This window comes from Rubellimicrobium aerolatum (assembly GCF_017872975.1).
Lineage (GTDB): Bacteria > Pseudomonadota > Alphaproteobacteria > Rhodobacterales > Rhodobacteraceae > Rubellimicrobium > Rubellimicrobium aerolatum.
On the sequence record NZ_JAGGJP010000001.1, the window covers coordinates 35,397 to 53,144 of the forward strand.

The 17,748-nt window shown below is 71.2% G+C and carries 15 protein-coding genes, 1 tRNA gene and 1 pseudogene; 7 read left to right on the forward strand and 10 right to left on the reverse strand.

Annotation, left to right across the window (positions count from 1 at the left end):
• Nucleotides 1-406: 406 nt before the first annotated feature.
• The gene (locus J2Z33_RS00195; protein ID WP_209836664.1) at nucleotides 407-622 is read left to right on the forward strand and encodes a hypothetical protein; all 216 of its coding nucleotides are present in this window, start codon (nucleotides 407-409) and stop codon (nucleotides 620-622) included.
• A gap of 90 nt (nucleotides 623-712) precedes the next feature.
• Nucleotides 713-1,201 carry a hypothetical protein gene (locus J2Z33_RS00200; RefSeq protein WP_209836666.1) on the forward strand — a complete coding sequence of 163 codons (489 nt, stop codon included), beginning with the start codon at nucleotides 713-715 and terminating at the stop codon, nucleotides 1,199-1,201.
• Between the two features lie 211 nt (nucleotides 1,202-1,412).
• Here J2Z33_RS00200 and J2Z33_RS00205 read toward each other — a convergent pair whose 3' ends face one another.
• The 4 genes and pseudogenes from J2Z33_RS00205 to J2Z33_RS00215 form a co-directional block, all read right to left on the reverse strand.
• Complete coding sequence (locus tag J2Z33_RS00205; protein WP_209836668.1) at nucleotides 1,413-2,528, reverse strand: site-specific integrase; 1,116 nt, start codon at nucleotides 2,526-2,528, stop codon at nucleotides 1,413-1,415.
• A 905-nt stretch (nucleotides 2,529-3,433) separates the two neighbouring features.
• Nucleotides 3,434-3,643, reverse strand: a pseudogene (locus tag J2Z33_RS18795) (DUF6538 domain-containing protein); the annotation flags it as partial.
• 107 nt (nucleotides 3,644-3,750) lie between these two features.
• Nucleotides 3,751-3,825, reverse strand: a tRNA-Asn gene (locus J2Z33_RS00210).
• 59 nt (nucleotides 3,826-3,884) lie between these two features.
• Nucleotides 3,885-4,745 (reverse strand): MBL fold metallo-hydrolase, encoded by an 861-nt coding sequence (locus J2Z33_RS00215; protein WP_209836670.1) that lies wholly within the window; start codon nucleotides 4,743-4,745, stop codon nucleotides 3,885-3,887.
• Nucleotides 4,746-4,839: 94 nt separating this feature from the next.
• Here J2Z33_RS00215 and J2Z33_RS00220 point away from each other — a divergent pair, with 94 nt between their 5' ends.
• From J2Z33_RS00220 to J2Z33_RS00240, 5 genes are all read left to right on the forward strand, one after another.
• Nucleotides 4,840-6,156, forward strand: coding sequence for an ATP-binding protein (locus J2Z33_RS00220; RefSeq protein WP_209836672.1), 1,317 nt, complete (start codon nucleotides 4,840-4,842; stop codon nucleotides 6,154-6,156).
• 162 nt (nucleotides 6,157-6,318) lie between these two features.
• Nucleotides 6,319-7,398, forward strand: coding sequence for a recombinase RecA (gene recA, locus J2Z33_RS00225; RefSeq protein WP_209836674.1), 1,080 nt, complete (start codon nucleotides 6,319-6,321; stop codon nucleotides 7,396-7,398).
• Nucleotides 7,399-7,676: 278 nt separating this feature from the next.
• A complete protein-coding gene (gene alaS, locus J2Z33_RS00230; protein WP_209836676.1) occupies nucleotides 7,677-10,358 on the forward strand; it encodes an alanine--tRNA ligase in 2,682 nt (893 codons plus the stop codon).
• The gene (locus J2Z33_RS00235; protein WP_209836678.1) at nucleotides 10,355-10,642 is read left to right on the forward strand and encodes a DUF1330 domain-containing protein; all 288 of its coding nucleotides are present in this window, start codon (nucleotides 10,355-10,357) and stop codon (nucleotides 10,640-10,642) included. Before alaS ends, J2Z33_RS00235 begins: the two co-directional genes overlap by 4 nt.
• 35 nt (nucleotides 10,643-10,677) lie before the next feature.
• Nucleotides 10,678-11,442 carry an endonuclease III domain-containing protein gene (locus J2Z33_RS00240; RefSeq protein ID WP_209836680.1) on the forward strand — a complete coding sequence of 255 codons (765 nt, stop codon included), beginning with the start codon at nucleotides 10,678-10,680 and terminating at the stop codon, nucleotides 11,440-11,442.
• A 7-nt stretch (nucleotides 11,443-11,449) separates the two neighbouring features.
• Here the strand turns inward: J2Z33_RS00240 and typA are convergent, their stop codons facing one another.
• From typA to J2Z33_RS00270, 6 genes are all read right to left on the reverse strand, one after another.
• Nucleotides 11,450-13,267, reverse strand: coding sequence for a translational GTPase TypA (typA, locus tag J2Z33_RS00245; protein ID WP_209836682.1), 1,818 nt, complete (start codon nucleotides 13,265-13,267; stop codon nucleotides 11,450-11,452).
• Between the two features lie 107 nt (nucleotides 13,268-13,374).
• Nucleotides 13,375-14,346: a hypothetical protein gene (locus J2Z33_RS00250; protein ID WP_209836684.1), complete on the reverse strand. Its 972-nt coding sequence runs from the start codon at nucleotides 14,344-14,346 to the stop codon at nucleotides 13,375-13,377.
• 168 nt (nucleotides 14,347-14,514) lie between these two features.
• Nucleotides 14,515-15,141, reverse strand: coding sequence for a YitT family protein (locus tag J2Z33_RS00255; RefSeq protein WP_245218355.1), 627 nt, complete (start codon nucleotides 15,139-15,141; stop codon nucleotides 14,515-14,517).
• On the reverse strand, nucleotides 15,131-16,345 hold the full coding sequence (locus tag J2Z33_RS00260; protein ID WP_209836686.1) for an NADP-dependent isocitrate dehydrogenase: 1,215 nt from the start codon (nucleotides 16,343-16,345) through the stop codon (nucleotides 15,131-15,133). Before J2Z33_RS00260 ends, J2Z33_RS00255 begins: the two co-directional genes overlap by 11 nt.
• A gap of 112 nt (nucleotides 16,346-16,457) precedes the next feature.
• A complete protein-coding gene (locus J2Z33_RS00265; protein ID WP_209836688.1) occupies nucleotides 16,458-17,027 on the reverse strand; it encodes an HD domain-containing protein in 570 nt (189 codons plus the stop codon).
• A gap of 41 nt (nucleotides 17,028-17,068) precedes the next feature.
• Nucleotides 17,069-17,722: an alpha/beta hydrolase gene (locus J2Z33_RS00270; RefSeq protein ID WP_209836690.1), complete on the reverse strand. Its 654-nt coding sequence runs from the start codon at nucleotides 17,720-17,722 to the stop codon at nucleotides 17,069-17,071.
• Nucleotides 17,723-17,748: the final 26 nt, after the last annotated feature.

A 17,748-nucleotide genomic window follows, 5' to 3' on the forward strand; every position in this document is an offset into this window, starting at 1 on the left:
ACCGACGAACCACCGAAGCCTGCGCTCCCCCCAGATCTGAACCGACGCGCGCCGTCTGCCCCGACGTGATCGGTCGGACGAAGCGCCTGGCCGGTTCGAAGGATTTGGGCTGCAAGGGCGGACCCAGATGCCGCCCTGTCTTGACGCCGCTCATCGGGAGCGGCCCTTCGGAGACCTATCGCATGCTCGACACCCCCACCATGCCGCGTCCGACGCCCCGGACGCCTCTACGACCAGCCCGCTCGCGCTCGCGACCGGCTTCTTCCGCCAACACGGGGAGGCGCTCGCCCAGGCAGCGGAGCTGCTCGGTGGCCGCCCCTGGTGGGGCCGTTGGTGCCGCCTCGCGGGCGACTTGGGGCGAGGCCGCCTCTCGCCCGGCCAGATCCGTCGCGAGCTGAGGGCGTTCTTGGGCGTCCTCCGGCTCGAAGCGGTCGGGGATCCCGATCGCGAGGAGTCGAGCTGCTTCGCCCTGCTCGACCCCCACTCGCCCGAGGTCCACGATCTCTGCCGGCTCACCGACGCCCTGGAGCGGCTCCTCGCCGACATCGACGCGGCGATAGCCCGGGCCAGGGACGGACAGGCCGCGCCGGGCGACGAGTCGAGTTTGGGGCTGGCCTCCTAGCCATCCCGCGCTGCCGGTCCGCCGGCAGTCTTGACGCCGGTCTCCACAGCCCGCCGCACCGGCCGGGCGCCGTTCGTCCCTGGAGAGAGCATGACCGCTCAGCCCATCCTCGCCGCCGACATCCCGTCCCCCCTCGTCCCTGCGGGCAGCCGCCAGTCGTGGCAAGAGGCACCCGCCCGCGAACCGTCCGGCCACGCGATGACCCTTCCTCCGACGCATGCCTCGGACTGCTCGTGCCAGGCCTGCAGGCAGGCGCGGGCTCTGGCCAGCCTCGACGACTGGCTGGAGGAGGAGGGCCCGCAGCTCGAGCGGATCCTGCGCCTCCTCGGCCGGCCCGGCGCCCTCATGGACCTCGCGGCGCTCCAGGCCCTCCATGTCGAGCCGGACGAGGACGCAGAAGGACTGGCCGAGGCGGTCCTTCGCCTGGAGCGGCTGCTCGAGGAGCTTGCCCGGACACCCGTGCGGGCCGACCCCGCCGGACCGATTCCGCTCCAGGATCGCGCCTTCGTCCGAACCCCCGACGCCGCCGTGCGCTGGACCAGCGCGCGCACGCAGGAGACCTTGGCCGCAATCCGGTAGGCGCTCGCCTGATCACGGCCTCGACGTCTGGATGCGCCTTCGATGGCGCTCCTTGGGGGTGCGGCCGACAAGATCATCGTCGTGTCGCCCCTCCATCGAAGCGGCCCGGTCTCGGTCGGGCCGTTTCGTTCCGGCATCGGACCGTGATGAGCGCGCGAGCGAACCCAGGCCGGCCGCGCACGCAGGTCGGTCGATCCGGGCCGGACGCCGCTCACCCCACGAGCCGGAGACCCAGCTCCCCGGCCCGTGCCCGGGCGGCAGAGGGCTTCGTGTCCGCGAAGGGCGAGCGGATCCTGGAGATGTCGACCTTCACCGTGCCGATGCCGACCTGGAGCGCTTCGACCGAGAGGCCCTGGGCGTAGGACGTCTCGCCTTCGTCGAGCGGGGCATGGCCCATGAGGCGCCGCCGGATGGCATCGCTGCAATGGCTGTTCATGAGGTCGGCGTGGAAGGTCGTGCGGAAGGCGTGGAAGTCGAGGCCCAGCCAGTAGACGTCGTTCGCCTTGCGGTAGTAGCCGAACGCCTTGGTGAACAACTCCGTGAAGGTGCCCTTGGTCGCGCCGCGCCCGAGGTTCGGGAACAGGCGGCGCTGTCCCTGGCGCTTGCACAGCTCAACGAGGTGCATGAGGCCCAGCTCGACCAGGTTGGGATGGAGCGGGAGGAAGCGCTCGCTCGACTCGGACTTCACGTGGTTGCCGTCGAGGTTGCGGACCCGCATGTAGGGAATGCCGCGGTCCGTCCCGAAGTCGTCGGGCCCGAGCTGGAGGATCTCCTCCATGTGGCCGCCCTGGTGGCGGGCGATCAGGGGGGCCCAGAACAGGGGATCGCCGGGCTCCTCGGTATGCCCCTGGAACACCGGCGTGCGATACAGGTCGAGGAGGCGGTCGTCCCAGACGGTGCGGGCGCGGGACTCCTCGTTCTGGCGCAGCTTCTTCTCGTCGCCGTCGCTCCAGGTGCAGACGGAGAACGGGTTGGAGTGGATGAGGCCCAGGGTCAGCAGCATCCGCCCGACCGCGTTCGGGAGGCGGGCATGCTTGAGATAGTTGTCGGTCCGGAACCGCCTGACCTTCGCGTCGAGGCGCGCCGCCTCGAGGTCGGCCCTGGTCGGGTTGCCCTTGCGCCGGAGAGCCGCGACCGCGCGGTCGCCCTCGGCCGCCTCGATGGCGTCCGCGCGCTCGATCAGCTCCCGATGGCCGTTCTCCGTCGACCACTTCGGACCCCGGCCATGGTCGCGCGGGATGCGCCAGAGCAGGTCCAGGCCGTCCTGGATCTCCTCGTCCAGATCCGCACGCCGACCTCGACCTTGTTGCCGCTCGACCGGACCCACTTCGGCCCGGTCGTGGGCACGATCTTCTGCTTGACGTGGAACAGGTCGTCGGCGAAGCCCTTGGCCTTCAGCTCGTGGTAGATCCGGAACCCCTCCCTGACGGACGGGCCTTCCGCCCGGAGGGCCGCGGCCTGCGTCTCCGGGCTCAGGTGCTTGAGGTAGAACCGGAACACCTCGTCCTGCCCGGGCGTGCGGCCAGGGCGCGCGACCGGCGGCGTGGCGGGCCGTCCAACGTCGTCGGACCCCGCACCCACCGGAGACAGGTCGGTGGAGCCCGGGAACCTCGGACCGGCCACGAGGACCGGCGCCGCAGGCACGGCACCGACGCCGGCCATGGCGGGCGGCGGCGCGGCGGCAACGCCCGGGCCGGCCGCGACCGCGCCCGGGACGATGGCGGCCGACGGCTGGGCGGACGCGAAGGGCAGGGGCTCGACCGGGGCGGCGACGGGGGCGACCGGAGCCATCCCGCGCGTCGCCGGGACCCGGTCGGCCTCGGTCTCCTCCAGGCCCGCCATCGCGGCCCGGAAGGCCGGGGAGGGCTCCGCGTAGTGACCCTGATCGCGCCGGGCGCGCTCCGCGCTCACGTCGAGCAGGACGCGCGTCGCCTCGACGGCGAGCGCCCGCCAGTCCTCGGCCTCCTCGTCGAGCGCCACGCCGAGAAGACGGGCGACATGCCGCAGCGGCGCGCGGGCCACCTCGCGGTCGCGCAGGAGGAGCGCGCGGCGGAGCGTCTCCTGCGTGGCCGTCTCGCGGGCGAGGTCGCAGGCGGCCGCCTCGGGCGAACGCGTGGGCGCGAGCGCGCGCGTGCGCTCGAACGCCTCGATCTCGAAGCGCGCAAGCGTCATCAGCATCCTCCGTGCTTCTTCGGTCGAAAGACCCATCACCGTCTCCGCCAGCGCGGCGAAGACCTGGTCGCTCATCCGGGACAGGCGGCGGGCCAGCATCTTCGCGTCGCGGGGGACATCCGTCCGGAGCGACAGGACCAGCGAAGAATCGTCGATAGGGTCCAGGCCCGCCGCCACAGCGGTGCGCGGCGGCTGCGGCCAGCGCCGGCGCCAGACGAAGACCGTGCCCCTCCGCTCGAGATGGCGTTGGCCGGTCGGTGACGAGGGCATCCCAAGGCTCCGTGTGCACCACGTTGTGCATCACGAAGTGCCCATAGGAGGGGATCTCCGACTCCGAAGAGCGAAACCCCCACCAGATCAACAGCTTGGGAGAAAGGTGGCTCCGGCGGTAGGGATCGAACCTACGACCAAGCGATTAACAGTCGCTTGCTCTACCGCTGAGCTACGCCGGACCACGGGGCGCTCTCTAGCAACCGATTCCGGCGGCGTCCAGAGGGCAGGGGCCGCATTTTCACCCGACCTTGCGGAAGACGTCATCCTCCGACGACCCTGGCGCCTCGGCCAGCCCGCGCCGCGCGAGGTGCAGCAGATGCGCCAGCACCGTGCGCCGCGCCGCCACGGCGAGCGGGCCGGACAGGCCGGGATAAAGCCGCCCCGCCACCGCCGCCGCGTCCCTCGGGCCGGCGTCCAGAGCCGCCAGCACCTCGGCCTCCCGCGCGCGGCGGTGCGCCAGCAGCTCGCGCAGCCGGGCCAGCCCCTCGGGCACCGGCGCGCCATGCCCGGGCAGCAGGACGCGCGGCCCCAGCGCGATCAGCCGACCGAGCGACTCCAGGTAATCCCCCATGTCCCCCTCGGGCGGCGAGACCAGCGTCGTCGCGAATCCCATGGCGTGGTCGCCGCTGAACAGCCGCGCGCCGTCGTCGAGGCAGATGTGGTTGCCCATGTGCCCCGGCGCGTGCCGCGCCACCAGCCGCCAGCCCGGGCCCTCGACGGCCTCCCCGTCCCGCAGCGCCCGGTCCGGCCGGAAGCCCAGGTCCACGCCCAGCCCGCCCTCGGGCGACGCGCCGTCCCGCAGCCCCGCCCGCGAGTCCCCGAAGGCCAGCACCGGCGCGCCCGTCGCGCGGGCCAGCGCCGGGGCCAGCGCCGAATGGTCCAGATGCGCGTGCGTGACCACGATCGCCGCGACCCTCCGCCCGCCGAGAGCGCCCAGCACCGCCGCCAGATGCTCCGGCGCCGCCGGCCCCGGATCGATCACGCAGGCCCCGTCGTCGCCCAGGACGTAGGTGTTCGTTCCCCCGGCCGTGAACGGCGACGGATTGGGCGCCAGCACCCGCAGGAGGTCCGGCCCGATCCGCGCCACCCTGTCCGCCATGCCGCCCTCCCTCGCGCCCCATGCCAACCTAGCCCCGCCCGGCCCGGGGCCGCCACCGCTTTCCCCCGGGCCCCGCCCGCCCTAGACTGCGGCCATGATCCGCCAATGGCTCCACGACCGGATGCCCCGGTCCCTGATCGCGCGCGTCGCGCTGATCCTGGTCCTGCCGGTCGTCACCCTCCAGCTCGTCGTCTCCATCGCCTTCGTCCAGCGCTACTACGAGGACGTGACGCGCCAGATGACGCACGCCCTCCTCCTCGAGCTGCGCTTCCTGGGCGAGGCCGTCGCCGCCGCGCCCGACCGGCCGACCGCGCTGGCCTACGCCACCTCCATCGCCGCCCCCCTGGAGCTCGATGTCGCGCTGCCCGCCCCCGCGCCCCTGGCCGAGATCCTCCCCCGCTGGGACCTCGCCGGCCGCGCCATGGCCGAGACGCTGCACGAGGGCCTGCCCGACCTGCGCGCCGTGGACCTGTCCGAGCCCCGCCGCGTCGCCATCCAGATGGCCACGCCGCAGGGCGACCTCCGGGTGGGCTTCTCGCGCCGCCGCGTCGCGGCCACCAACCCGCACCAGCTCCTGGTGCTGACGGGCGTGCTGGGCGCGCTGACCACGGCGGTCTCCTACCTCGTCCTGCGCAACCAGGTCCGCCCCATCCAGCGCCTCGCCCGCGCCGCCACCGCCTACGGGCGCGGCCGGATCCTGCCCTTCCGCCCCTCGGGCGCGCTGGAGGTCCGCGCCGCCGGCACCGCCTTCCTCGACATGCGCGCCCGGATCGAGAGGCAGAGCCAGGCCCGCACCGCCATGCTGGCCGGCATCAGCCACGACCTCCGCACGCCGCTCACCCGCCTCCGCCTCGGCCTCACGCTCCTCGACGACCCCGAGGCCGAGGATCTCGTGCGCGACGTGGACGACATGGCCCGGATGATCGACGCCTTCCTGGACTTCGCCCGGGGCGACGCCGGCGACGCGCCCGAGGCCGCGCGCCTGCCCCCCCTCGTCCGCGAGGTGGTGGAGGATTTCCGCCGCACCGGCCACGCCGTCGCGCTGGCCCCCCTGGAGGGCGCGGACCCCGGCCCGGTCCCCCTCCGTCCCCTGGCGATCCGCCGCGCGCTGGAGAACCTGATCGGCAACGCGCTGGCCCACGGCACCCGCGCCCGCGTCGGCCTCGCCTTCGGCGACCGCTCGATCCGCCTGACGGTCGAGGACGACGGCCCCGGCATCCCGCCCGACCGGCGCGAGGAGGCCCTGCGCCCCTTCGCCCGGCTCGACGCCGCGCGCAACCAGGACCGGCCCGGCGTGGGCCTGGGCCTCGCCATCGTCGCCGACATCGCCCGCACCCATGGCGGCACCCTCCGCCTGGGCGAGAGCGCGGACCTGGGCGGCCTGCGCGCCGACCTCGTGATCGCCCGCTGACCCTCCCGTAAACCCCTTGTTAACCATCCCTGACCTACCCTCGCCCGGGTGGTTAAGACTTGATTTGTTCACGTTTCGGTCCTAGATACGGTTACCGGAACAAGACGGGAACAAAAGGCCTGATTGCCGCCATGGGGCGGCTGTGCGACAAGGGTTCAGGACATGGCAGTGGCAGACCTCCTCACGATGACCGACAAGAAGACGGCCGACAAGCAGAAGGCCCTGGAGAGCGCCCTCCAGCAGATCGAACGCCAGTTCGGCAAGGGCTCGATCATGAAGCTCGGCGGGCAGAACCAGATGCCCGAGATCGAGGCGTGCTCGACGGGCTCGCTCGGGCTCGACATCGCGCTCGGCATCGGGGGCCTGCCCAAAGGGCGGATCATCGAGATCTACGGGCCCGAATCCTCGGGCAAGACGACGCTGACCCTTCACGTCGTGGCCGAGATGCAGAAGCTCGGCGGCGTCTGCGCCTTCGTGGACGCGGAACACGCGCTCGACCCGCAATACGCCAAGAAGCTGGGCGTGAACCTCGACGAACTCCTCATCTCCCAGCCCGACACCGGCGAGCAGGGGCTCGAGATCGTCGATACCCTGGTCCGCTCCGGCGCGGTCTCCCTGGTGGTGGTCGACTCCGTCGCCGCCCTCACGCCCAAGTCCGAACTTGAAGGCGACATGGGCGACAGCTCGGTGGGCGTCCACGCCCGCCTGATGTCCCAGGCCATGCGGAAGCTGACCGGCTCGATCAGCCGCTCGAACTGCATGGTGATCTTCATCAACCAGATCCGCATGAAGATCGGCGTCATGTTCGGCTCGCCCGAAACCACCACAGGCGGCAACGCGCTCAAGTTCTACGCCTCCGTCCGCATGGACATCCGCCGCATCGGCGCGATCAAGGACCGCGACGAGGTCGTGGGCAACTCGACCCGCGTCAAGGTCGTCAAGAACAAGGTCGCCCCGCCCTTCAAGGAGGTCGAATTCGACATCATGTATGGCGAGGGCATCTCCAAGACGGGGGAGATCCTGGACCTCGGCGTCAAGGCCGGCGTGGTGGAGAAGTCCGGCTCGTGGTTCTCCTACGGCGACGAGCGCATTGGCCAGGGCCGCGAGAACGCCAAGACCTTCCTCAAGGAGCACCCCGAGGTGGCGACCTCCATCGAGGACAAGATCCGCGCCGCCCACGGCCTCGACTTCACCGCGTCGAGCGAGGGCCACGACGAGGACGGCGACCTCGTGGAGATGTGACCTCCCCGGCGGGGAGGACGGAATCGGGGGCGGGGCCGCAAGGCTCCGCCCCTTTCCGTTCCCCGCCCCACGACCTCGCCCAGCCGATTCGCCGCTCTCGGGCACATGATTAACGCCCGTTAATCCCCAACCCCTTGCGGACCTTCGATCTTCCCGCACCCCACGCAACGCCCGTTGCTGTCGGACCCCGTTAACGCCCCCGTGGCACACTCCTCGCGAACACTGGACCCGGACTCGCGCCGGGGCTATTCCACGCCAACCTGTTGAGGGACCATGCCATGACCAGCCTCGCCGACATCCGCTCCACGTTCCTCGACTTCTACGCCCGCAACGGCCACGAGGTCGTGGCCTCCTCGCCGCTCGTGCCCCGGAACGACCCGACGCTGATGTTCGCGAACTCGGGCATGGTGCAGTTCAAGAACGTCTTCACCGGGCTCGAACAGCGCCCCTACCGCCGCGCCACCACCGCGCAGAAATGCGTGCGCGCCGGCGGCAAGCACAACGACCTGGACAACGTCGGCTACACCGCCCGCCACCACACCTTCTTCGAGATGCTGGGCAACTTCTCCTTCGGCGACTACTTCAAGGAGTCCGCGATCCCCTTCGCCTGGGAACTCCTGACCAAGGACTTCGGCATCGACGGCGACCGCTTGCTCGTCACCGTCTACCACACCGACGACCAGGCCGCCGACATCTGGAAGAAGGTGGCGGGCCTGACCGACGACCGCATCATCCGCATCCCCACCAACGACAACTTCTGGATGATGGGCCCCACCGGTCCCTGTGGCCCCTGCACGGAAATCTTCTACGACCACGGCCCGTCCGTCTGGGGCGGCCCGCCGGGCAGCGCCGACCAGGACGGCGACCGCTTCATCGAGATCTGGAACCTCGTGTTCATGCAGTTCGAGCAGTTCGAGGACGGCGCGCGCCAGGACCTGCCGCGCCCCTCCATCGACACCGGCATGGGGCTCGAACGCATCGGCGCGCTCCTCCAGGGCAAGCACGACAACTACGACACCGACCTGATGCGCGCCCTGATCGAGGCGTCGGCCCACGCGACCAGCAGCGATCCCGACGGCCCCGGCAAGATCCACCACCGGGTGATCGCCGATCACCTGCGCTCCACGTCCTTCCTGATCGCCGACGGCGTGATGCCGTCGAACGAGGGCCGGGGCTACGTCCTGCGCCGCATCATGCGCCGCGCCATGCGCCACGCCGCCATGCTCGGCGCGCGCGACCCGATCATGCACCGCCTCGTCCCCGCCCTCGTGCAGCAGATGGGCGCCGCCTACCCGGAACTCGCGCGCGGCCAGGCCCTCATCGCCGACACGCTCAAGCGCGAGGAGACCCGCTTCCGCGAGACGCTCGACCGCGGCCTCCGCCTCCTCGACGACGAGCTGGCCCGCCTCCCCGACGGCGCGGACCTCCCCGGCGAGGCCGCGTTCCGCCTCTACGGCACCTTCGGCTTCCCGCTCGACCTCACGCAGGACGCCCTGCGCGAGAAGGGCCGGGCCGTGGACGTGGCCGGCTTCGACGCCGCCATGGCCGAGGAGAAGGCCCGCGCCCGCGCCTCCTGGGCCGGCTCCGGCGAGGCCAAGGACGCCGCCGTGTGGTTCGGCATCGCCGAACAGGTCGGCGCGAGCGAGTTCCTGGGCTACGACACCGAGCGCGCCGAGGGCCAGATCCTCGCGCTCGTCGTCGATGGCCAATCCGTCGATCAGGTCGCGGAAGGGCAGGGCGCCTGGGTCGTCGTCAACCAGACTCCCTTCTACGCGGAATCGGGCGGGCAGGTGGCCGACACCGGCTGGCTCCGCAAGCTCGCCGACCACGACGTGACCGCCGCCGTCTCCGACGTCCAGAAGTTCGCCGACGGCCGCATCACCGCCCACCGCGCCACGCCCGAGAAGGGCGGCCTGAGCGTGGGCGACGCCGTGGCCCTCGACGTGGACCACGCCCGCCGCACCGCCATCCGCGCCAACCACTCCGCCACGCACCTCCTCAACGAGGCGCTGCGCGAGGCCTTGGGCGATCACGTGGCCCAGCGCGGCAGCCTCAACGCCCCCGACCGCCTCCGCTTCGACTTCAGCCACGGCCAGGGCCTCGCGCCCGAGGAGCTGGCCCGCGTCGAGCGCGAGGTGAACGAGCTCATCCGCCAGAACGGCGCGGTCGAGACGCGCCTGATGACCCCCGACGACGCCCGCGCCTTGGGTGCGCAGGCCCTCTTCGGCGAGAAGTATGGCGACGAGGTCCGCGTGGTCTCCATGGGCACCCGCGAGGGCTCGGCCAAGGGCGTGGACGGCCGCACCTACTCCATCGAGCTCTGCGGCGGCACCCACGTCGAACGCCTCGGCCAGATCGGCGCCTTCGTGCTCCTGTCCGACAGCGCCTCCTCCGCCGGCGTCCGCCGCATCGAGGCGCTGACCGGCCAGCCCGCGCTCGACCACCTGCGCGCCCGCGACCGGGCGCTGCAGGAGGTGGCGGGTCTCCTCAAGGCCCCACTCCCCGAGGTCGCCGCCCGCGTCAAGACGCTCCTCGACGAACGTCGCACCCTCCAGAACGAGGTCGCCCAGCTCCGCCGCGAGCGCGCCCTCGGCGGCCCGGCCCAGCAGGCGACTCCCGCCCGCGAGATCGGCGGCGTCCCCTTCCGGGCGCAGGTGCTGAACGGCGTCTCCGGCAAGGACCTCCCCGGCCTCATCGACGGCATGAAGGCCGAGATGGGCTCGGGCGCGGTCCTCCTCATCGCCGAGGACAACGGCAAGGCGGCCGTCGCGGCGGGCGTCACCCCCGACCTGTCCGCCCGCCTCTCCGCCGTGGACATCCTCCGTGCCGCCGTGGCGGAACTCGGCGGCAAGGGCGGCGGTGGCCGTCCCGACCTCGCGCAGGGCGGGGCCGCCAGCGCCAGCAACGCCGAGGCCGCCATCAAGGCCGCCGAAGCGGTGATCGAAGGAGTCCTCGCATGACCGCCCTCTGGATCGCCCATGTCGAGGTGACCGACCCCGACGCCTACGGTCGCTACGCCCAGGGCGCGACCGCCGCCATCGCCGCCCATGGCGGGGTCTTCCTCGCGCGCGGCGGCCGCCACGTCCAGCTCGAAGGCCGCGACCGCGCCCGCAACGTCGTCGCCCGCTTCCCGAGCGTCGAGGCCGCCGTCGCCTGCTACGAGTCGGCCGACTACCAAGCCGCCCTGGCCCACGCGAAGGGCGCGGCGATCCGCGACCTCGTGGTGGTCGAGGAGGTCGGCTGAGGGAACCGGAGCGGGGCCATGACGATTCTCCCGCCATGGCCTACGATGCGTCCCCCGCCGCGAACCTCAAGGACAAGGCGCTCGAGGCGCACCGCCGCCTCTGCCGGGCCTACGGCTGCCCGATCGCCTATTTCCACGACCACGACCCGCTGAGCGAGCTCGTCTCCGCCCTCTTGTCTCACCGCACCCGGAACCGTGACAGCCACCGGGCTTTCGAGGCGCTGAAGCAGGCCTATCCGACGTGGGAGGATCTCCGCGACGCGCCCACGGCCGAGGTCCAGTCGCTCATCCCCATGGTCACTTGGCCCGAGCAGAAGGCCCCCCGGATCCAGGCCGTCCTGCGCGCGGTGACCGAGCGGGCCGGGCAACTCGACCTGCGCTTCCTGGGCGACCTTCCCGTGCCCGAGGCCCGCGCCTGGCTCGAATCGCTTCCGGGCGTCGGTCCCAAGACCAGCGCGGCCGTCCTCAGCTTCAGCGACCTGCGCGGCGCGGCGCTGCCCGTGGACAGCCATCACCACCGCGTGGCCCAACGGCTCGGCCTGATCCCGCCCCGGATGGACGTGGGTCCGTCGCACGAGGCCCTCGCCGCGCTGATGCCCCCCGACTGGGACGCCCAGGCCGTCTACGACCACCACGAGGTGCTGATGATCCACGGCCAGCGCGTGTGTCACTGGCGTGACCCGGCCTGCAACGCCTGCGTGCTGCTCGACATCTGCCCGACCGGGCAGGCGCGGATGGAGGCGGAGCCGGGGTCCGTGCGCTTCGGCGCGGTGATCCCCGGCAAGAACGCGTTGCGTTAGGGCCGCCTCAGCCCGCCCGCGACTGCCGCTTGCGCTCGTGCGGGTCCAGGTGGCGCTTCCGCAGCCGGATCGCGCTCGGCGTGACCTCGACCAGCTCGTCGTCGTCGATATAGGCGATGGCCTGCTCCAGCGACATCAGCACCGGCGGCGTCAGCCGCACCGCCTCGTCCGTGCCCGACGCGCGCACGTTGGTCAGCTTCTTGCCCTTGAGCGGATTCACCTCAAGGTCGTTGTCGCGCGAGTGCTCGCCGATGATCATGCCCTCGTACACGGGGTCCTGCGGCACGACGAACATCTTGCCGCGCTCCTCCAGGTTCCAGAGCGCGTAGGCCACGGCGACGCCATTCTCCATGGAGATCAGCACGCCCTGCCGCCGGCCCTGGATCTCGCCCTTGTGGGGGGTCCAGCCGTGGAAGATGCGGTTCAGCACGCCCGACCCGCGCGTGTCGGTCAGGAACTCGCCCTGATAGCCGATGAGGCCCCGCGACGGCACGTGCGCGATGATCCGGGTCTTGCCCGCGCCGGCAGGGCGCATCTCCACGAGGTCGCCCTTGCGCGGCCCCGTCAGCTTCTCGACCACGGCGCCGGTGTATTCGTCGTCCACGTCGATGGTGACTTCCTCGACCGGCTCCATCCGCACGCCGTTCTCCTCCTTGAAGAGGACGCGGGGACGCGAGATCGACAGCTCGAAGCCCTCGCGGCGCATGTTCTCGATCAGGACGCCCATCTGCAGCTCGCCGCGCCCGGCGACCTCGAAGGCATCGCCCGACGGCGTGTCGCTCACCTTGATGGCGACGTTCAGCTCGGCTTCCTTCATCAGCCGCTCGCGGATGACGCGGCTCTGCACCTTCTTGCCGTCGCGGCCCGCCAGCGGCGAATCGTTGATGCCGAAGGTGACCGAGATGGTCGGCGGGTCGATGGGCTGGGCGGGCAGGGGGATGTCGATGCTGGGATCGCAGAGCGTGTCGGCCACGGTGGCCTTGCTCATGCCCGCGATGGTCACGATGTCCCCGGCCTCGGCCACGTCGATGGGCTGCTGGTTCAGCCCCCGAAAGGCCAGCACCTTGGAGACGCGGAACTGCTCCAGCCGCTCGCCGGTGCGCGACAGCGCCTTGACCGTGTCGCCGGCCTTGACGGTGCCCGACTCCACGCGTCCCGTCAGGATGCGCCCGATGAAGGGGTCCGCCGACAGCGTGGTGGCCAGCATCCGGAACGGCTGGTTCGTGGCGGCGACCTGACGGGGGCGCTCCACGTGCCGCACGATCAGGTCGAACAGCGCGTCGAGGTTCTCGCGCGGGCCGTCCAGCTCCAGGTCCGCCCAGCCCGAACGGCCGCTCGCGTAGATGTGCGGGAAGTCGAGCTGCTCGTCGTTGGCGCCCAGCGCCGCGAACAGGTCGAAGCACTGGTCGAGCGCCCGGTCCGGGTCGGCCTCGGGCTTGTCCACCTTGTTCAGCACGACGATGGGCTTCAGCCCCAGCGCCAGCGCCTTGGAGGTCACGAACTTCGTCTGCGGCATGGGCCCCTCGGCCGCGTCCACCAGCAGGCAGACCCCGTCCACCATGCTCAGGATGCGTTCCACCTCGCCGCCGAAGTCGGCGTGGCCGGGCGTGTCCACGATGTTGACGCGGACGCCCTTCCATTCGACGCTCGTGCACTTGGCGAGGATGGTGATGCCCCGCTCGCGCTCAATGTCGTTGGAGTCCATGGCCCGCTCGGCCACCGCCTGGTTGTCGCGGAAGGCGCCGGACTGCTTGAGGAGCTGGTCCACCAGGGTCGTCTTGCCGTGGTCGACGTGCGCGATGATCGCGATGTTGCGGATGTCCATGGAACTCTCTTTTCGGGGATGCGGGGGCGATACAATGCGGTCGCAGAAAAGGCTAGGGGGCGGCCTGGGTGGGCCGCCCCCTTTCCCGTGCGTCATATAGGCACGGATCAGTAGCTGCGGAAGAGGTAGAGCATCCGTCCCTCATCGCGATGCCGGCCGCCGATCCCCGCGCCATACATCGCCGCGCCCAGCGCGATGGCAAAGCCCGCCGCGATCAGGAACCCGGTCAGCACCGCCGCCCGCCGCGCCGCGTCCGCCGCGTCGCGCGCCGCCTGCGCCGCCTGATCGACCCGCTCCTGCGCCTCGGTCCGAAGCTGCGTCACCTGCTCCACCGCCTGATCGATGCGCCCGTTGATCTCCGGCTCGGTCAGCGTCGAGTTCGCGGCGATCTCCTCGACGAGGAGCTGCCGGTTCGCGTCCGACAGTTCGCCCGTCCGCGCCACGTCGAAGATCACGTCGCGCGCCACCGGGGCGATGTCGCTGGCGGCGTCCGGCGCGATGGCCTCGCCCGTCCCGCGCAGCAGCCGGTTGTTGATCGCCGCGATCGGGTCGAAGCCCGACAGGTCGAGCCCGCCCTCGTCGGTCGCCGCGTCCCCGGCCGCCGAGGCCACGCCGCCAACCGCGCTCGCCGCCCCCTGCGCGACCGAGCCCACCGCGCTCGCCGCGCCCTGCGCCACGTTGCCGACCGCGTTGGCGGCGCTGCCGATGACGTTCCCGGCGATCCAGGCGCCGATCAGCACGCCCAGGCCCCAGACGACCATCCCGTGGATGGAGTCCCGCGCGCTCACCTCGTCGGGCGTCGCGCCCTCGTGCCGCCGCCGCATCCGCCCGGCGACATAGCCCCCCGTCCCGTAGGAGACGAGGATCGTGACCAGCGCCCAAAGGCCGGTCAGGATCAGCGACAGCCGCCCGCTGCCCTCGCCCTCCTGCGGCGACACGGCCGACAGCCCCAGCGCCGCGCCGAACCCGGCGAAGACGACGCCGATGGCCGTCGCCACGACCGCCCCCGCGAGGATGGCGGGCCAATCGACGTAATGCCCCTGCGTCCCGCTGGGGCCCGGCGTGATGATCGTGGCCATGGTCAGCGCAGCCCCAACAGCGAGAGGACGGCGAGGACGACGACGACCAGGCCGATAAGGTAGATGATCCCGTGCATGTGTGGCCTTTCCCTTGGCATTCCGCGCGGACCAGGGGGCCTCGCGCTTCCGTGAAGCGCCAACGGAACGGAGCGGGCTTGGTTCCCCGCTTCACCAGGCCATGTAGCGGTCGCGCCGGTGATTGATCGCGATGACGAGGTTCACGACGCCCGCGCCCAGCGCGCTCAGCACCACCACCCGCAGGTCGAGCACCAGGAGCGCCACCCCGAACAGCGCCGCATCGAAGCCCAGTTGCGTCCAGCCCGCCCGGAACCCCGTCCGGTCCTGCACCAGCAGCGCGACGATCCCGACGCCGCCCAGCGACGCCCCGTGCCGGAACAGCGCCAGCAGCCCCGCGCCCGAGCAGAGCCCGAACAGCAGCGCCCCGAACACCGGGTTCAGGTGCGCGAATTCCAGCCACCCCGGCAGCAGGAACGTCAGCCCCGACATCAGCGCCACCGCGACGAAGGTCTTGACCGTGAAGGCCCCGCCCATGCGCCGCCAGCCCAGCCAGTAGAAGGGCAGGTTGACGGCGAAGAACACCGCCCCGAACGGCCAGCCCGTCAGGTAGGACAGCAGCACCGCCAGCCCCGCCGTCTGCCCGGTGATGAGCCCCAGATGCGTCAGGATCGCCACCCCGAACGCCGCCATCACCGTCCCGAACGCGAGCCCCTGCGCGTCGTCCAGAAGGGTGTGGGGCGCGACCACCGCCGCGCCCCGCGCCGCCTCAGCCGGCAAGGGCCTTGCCCAGGTAGTCGTCCACCTTCTCCAGGTAGCCCATCGTCGTCAGCCACTTCTGGTCCGGTCCGACCAGCAGCGCGAGATCCTTGGTCATCCAGCCGTCCTCGACGGTCTGCACCGTGACCCGCTCCAGCGTCTCGGCAAAGCGTTGCAGCGGCGCGTTGCCGTCCAGCTTGGCGCGGTGCTTCAGCCCGCCTGTCCAGGCGTAGATCGACGCGACCGAGTTGGTCGAGGTCTGCTCGCCCCGCTGATGCTGGCGGAAGTGCCGCGTGACCGTCCCGTGCGCCGCCTCGGCCTCCACGGTGTTCCCGTCCGGCGTCATCAGCACCGAGGTCATCAGCCCCAGCGAGCCGAAGCCCTGCGCCACCGTGTCCGACTGCACGTCGCCGTCGTAGTTCTTGGTCGCCCAGACATAGCCGCCCGACCACTTCAGCGCCGAGGCCACCATGTCGTCGATCAGCCGGTGCTCGTAGGTGATGCCCTTGGCCTTGAACCTGTCCGCGAACTCGGCCTCGAAGACCTCCTGGAACAGGTCCTTGAAGCGCCCGTCATAGGCCTTGAGGATGGTGTTCTTGGTGGACAGGTAGACCGGCCAGCCGAGGTTGAGCCCGTAGTTGAACGACGCCCGCGCGAAGTCGATGATCGACGCGTCGAGGTTGTACATCGCCATGGTCACGCCCGCGCCCGGCGCCTTGAACACCTCGCGCTCGATCACCTCGCCGTCCGCGCCGGTGAAGGTGAGCTTCAGCGTCCCCGCGCCGGGGAAGCGGAAGTCCGTCGCCCGGTATTGGTCGCCAAAGGCGTGGCGGCCCACGACGATGGGCTTGGTCCAGCCGGGAACCAGGCGGGGCACGTTCCGGCAGATGATCGGCTGGCGGAAGATCACGCCGCCCAGGATGTTGCGGATGGTCCCGTTGGGGGACTTCCACATCTGCTTGAGGTTGAACTCCTCGACCCGCTGCTCGTCGGGGGTGATGGTCGCGCACTTGACGGCGACGCCGACCTCCTTGGTCTTGTTGGCGGCGTCGATGGTGATCTGGTCGTTGGTCCGGTCCCGCTCCTCGATGCCGAGGTCGTAATACAGCAGGTCGATGTCGAGATAGGGCAGGATCAGCTTCTGCTTGATGAAGTCCCAGATGATCCGGGTCATCTCGTCCCCGTCCATCTCGACGACGGGATTCTCGACTTTGATCTTGGTCATGGGCGTGCCTTCGGCCAGATGTGGGCTCGGAGGCGTCCTAGCCTATCCGGGCCGAGGGGGGAAGGCGGTATGCCGTGGTATGCGGGAACCGCCGCAACCGGGCCGCCCCGCCTCAGGACGCGCTCCGGAAGTAGCCCCGCGTCCGCTCCCGCACCCACTCCCACAGCCCCGGAGCCCCCCGCGCCACCTTGACGCCGACGCGGGCTTCCAGCTGCTCCGCCGTGACGCCGTACGTCACCCACGTCCCCCCGCCGCTCGCGAGGTTCTGCATCACCGGCTGCACCCGGTCGAGGCTCTTGGCGAACACCGCGTCCGGCGTCTGAGCCGCCTCGAACTCCTCCCAGAGCGCGCGGAACTCCGCGCCCTGCGGGTCGGGCAGCAGCCCGAAGATGCGCTCCGCCGCCGCCCGCTCGGCGGCCAGCACCTCCGCCGACCCATGCGCCGCGCCCTCCGACGAATGGATCGGCACGTCGCCCACGTCGATCTCCACGAGGTCGTGCAGGATCAGCATCCGCACCACGCGGTCGATGCTCACCCCCGGCCCGGCCTCCCCGGCCAGAACCATCGCATAGAGCGCGAGATGCCACGAATGCTCGCCCGAGTTCTCCCGGCGCGAGCCGTCCGCCAGCGTCGTCGCCCGCAGCACCGACTTCAGCCGGTCGGCCTCCACCAGAAAGGCCATCTGCGCCGCGAGGCGATCCCCGGGGTTCAGCGCCCCGCCGCTCAGCGCGTCGTCTCCGTCAGCCGGCGCTTCACGTAGGCCTTCACCGTGTCGATCATCCGGTCCATGTGCGGGTCCTCGAAGAAGTGCCCCGCGCCCTCCACCACGTCGTGCGTGATGGTGATGCCCTTCTGGTCGTGCAGCTTGTTGACCAGCGCCACCGTGTCGGCGGGCGGCGCCACCCGGTCGGCCGAGCCGTTGATGATGAGGCCCGAGGACGGGCAGGGGGCCAGGAAGCTGAAGTCGTACATGTTCGCCGGCGGCGACACCGAGATGAACCCGGTGATCTCCGGCCTGCGCATGAGGAGCTGCATCCCGATCCAGGCCCCGAAGCTGAACCCCGCCACCCAGCAGTGCTTGGCGTTGGTGTTCATCGCCTGGAGGTAGTCCAGCGCCGCCGCCGCGTCCGACAGCTCGCCGATGCCCTGGTCGTATTCCCCCTGGCTGCGGCCCACGCCCCGGAAGTTGAACCGCAGCACCGTGAAGCCGATCTGGTGGAAGGCGTAGTGCAGGTTGTAGACCACGCGGTTGTTCATCGTGCCCCCGAACTGCGGGTGCGGGTGCAGGATGATGGCGATCGGCGCGTCGCGGTCCTTCTGCGGATGGTAGCGGCCTTCGAGCCGGCCGTCCGGGCCGGGGAAGATGACTTCGGGCATTCGCGTCCCTTGATTGCGACCGCGAG

Bases quoted from the DNA above. Each gene is read 5' to 3' on its own strand.
- J2Z33_RS00250 (WP_209836684.1), bottom strand. From the start codon at position 14,346: ATGGCCACGATCATCACGCCGGGCCCCAGCGGGACGCAGGGGCATTAC.
- J2Z33_RS00240 (WP_209836680.1), top strand. From the start codon at position 10,678: ATGGCCTACGATGCGTCCCCCGCCGCGAACCTCAAGGACAAGGCGCTC.
- J2Z33_RS00270 (WP_209836690.1), bottom strand. From the start codon at position 17,722: ATGCCCGAAGTCATCTTCCCCGGCCCGGACGGCCGGCTCGAAGGCCGC.
- J2Z33_RS00215 (WP_209836670.1), bottom strand. From the start codon at position 4,745: ATGGCGGACAGGGTGGCGCGGATCGGGCCGGACCTCCTGCGGGTGCTG.
- J2Z33_RS00220 (WP_209836672.1), top strand. From the start codon at position 4,840: ATGATCCGCCAATGGCTCCACGACCGGATGCCCCGGTCCCTGATCGCG.
- J2Z33_RS00260 (WP_209836686.1), bottom strand. From the start codon at position 16,345: ATGACCAAGATCAAAGTCGAGAATCCCGTCGTCGAGATGGACGGGGAC.
- typA (WP_209836682.1), bottom strand. From the start codon at position 13,267: ATGGACATCCGCAACATCGCGATCATCGCGCACGTCGACCACGGCAAG.
- alaS (WP_209836676.1), top strand. From the start codon at position 7,677: ATGACCAGCCTCGCCGACATCCGCTCCACGTTCCTCGACTTCTACGCC.
- J2Z33_RS00235 (WP_209836678.1), top strand. From the start codon at position 10,355: ATGACCGCCCTCTGGATCGCCCATGTCGAGGTGACCGACCCCGACGCC.
- recA (WP_209836674.1), top strand. From the start codon at position 6,319: ATGGCAGTGGCAGACCTCCTCACGATGACCGACAAGAAGACGGCCGAC.
- J2Z33_RS00200 (WP_209836666.1), top strand. From the start codon at position 713: ATGACCGCTCAGCCCATCCTCGCCGCCGACATCCCGTCCCCCCTCGTC.
- J2Z33_RS00265 (WP_209836688.1), bottom strand. From the start codon at position 17,027: ATGGCCTTTCTGGTGGAGGCCGACCGGCTGAAGTCGGTGCTGCGGGCG.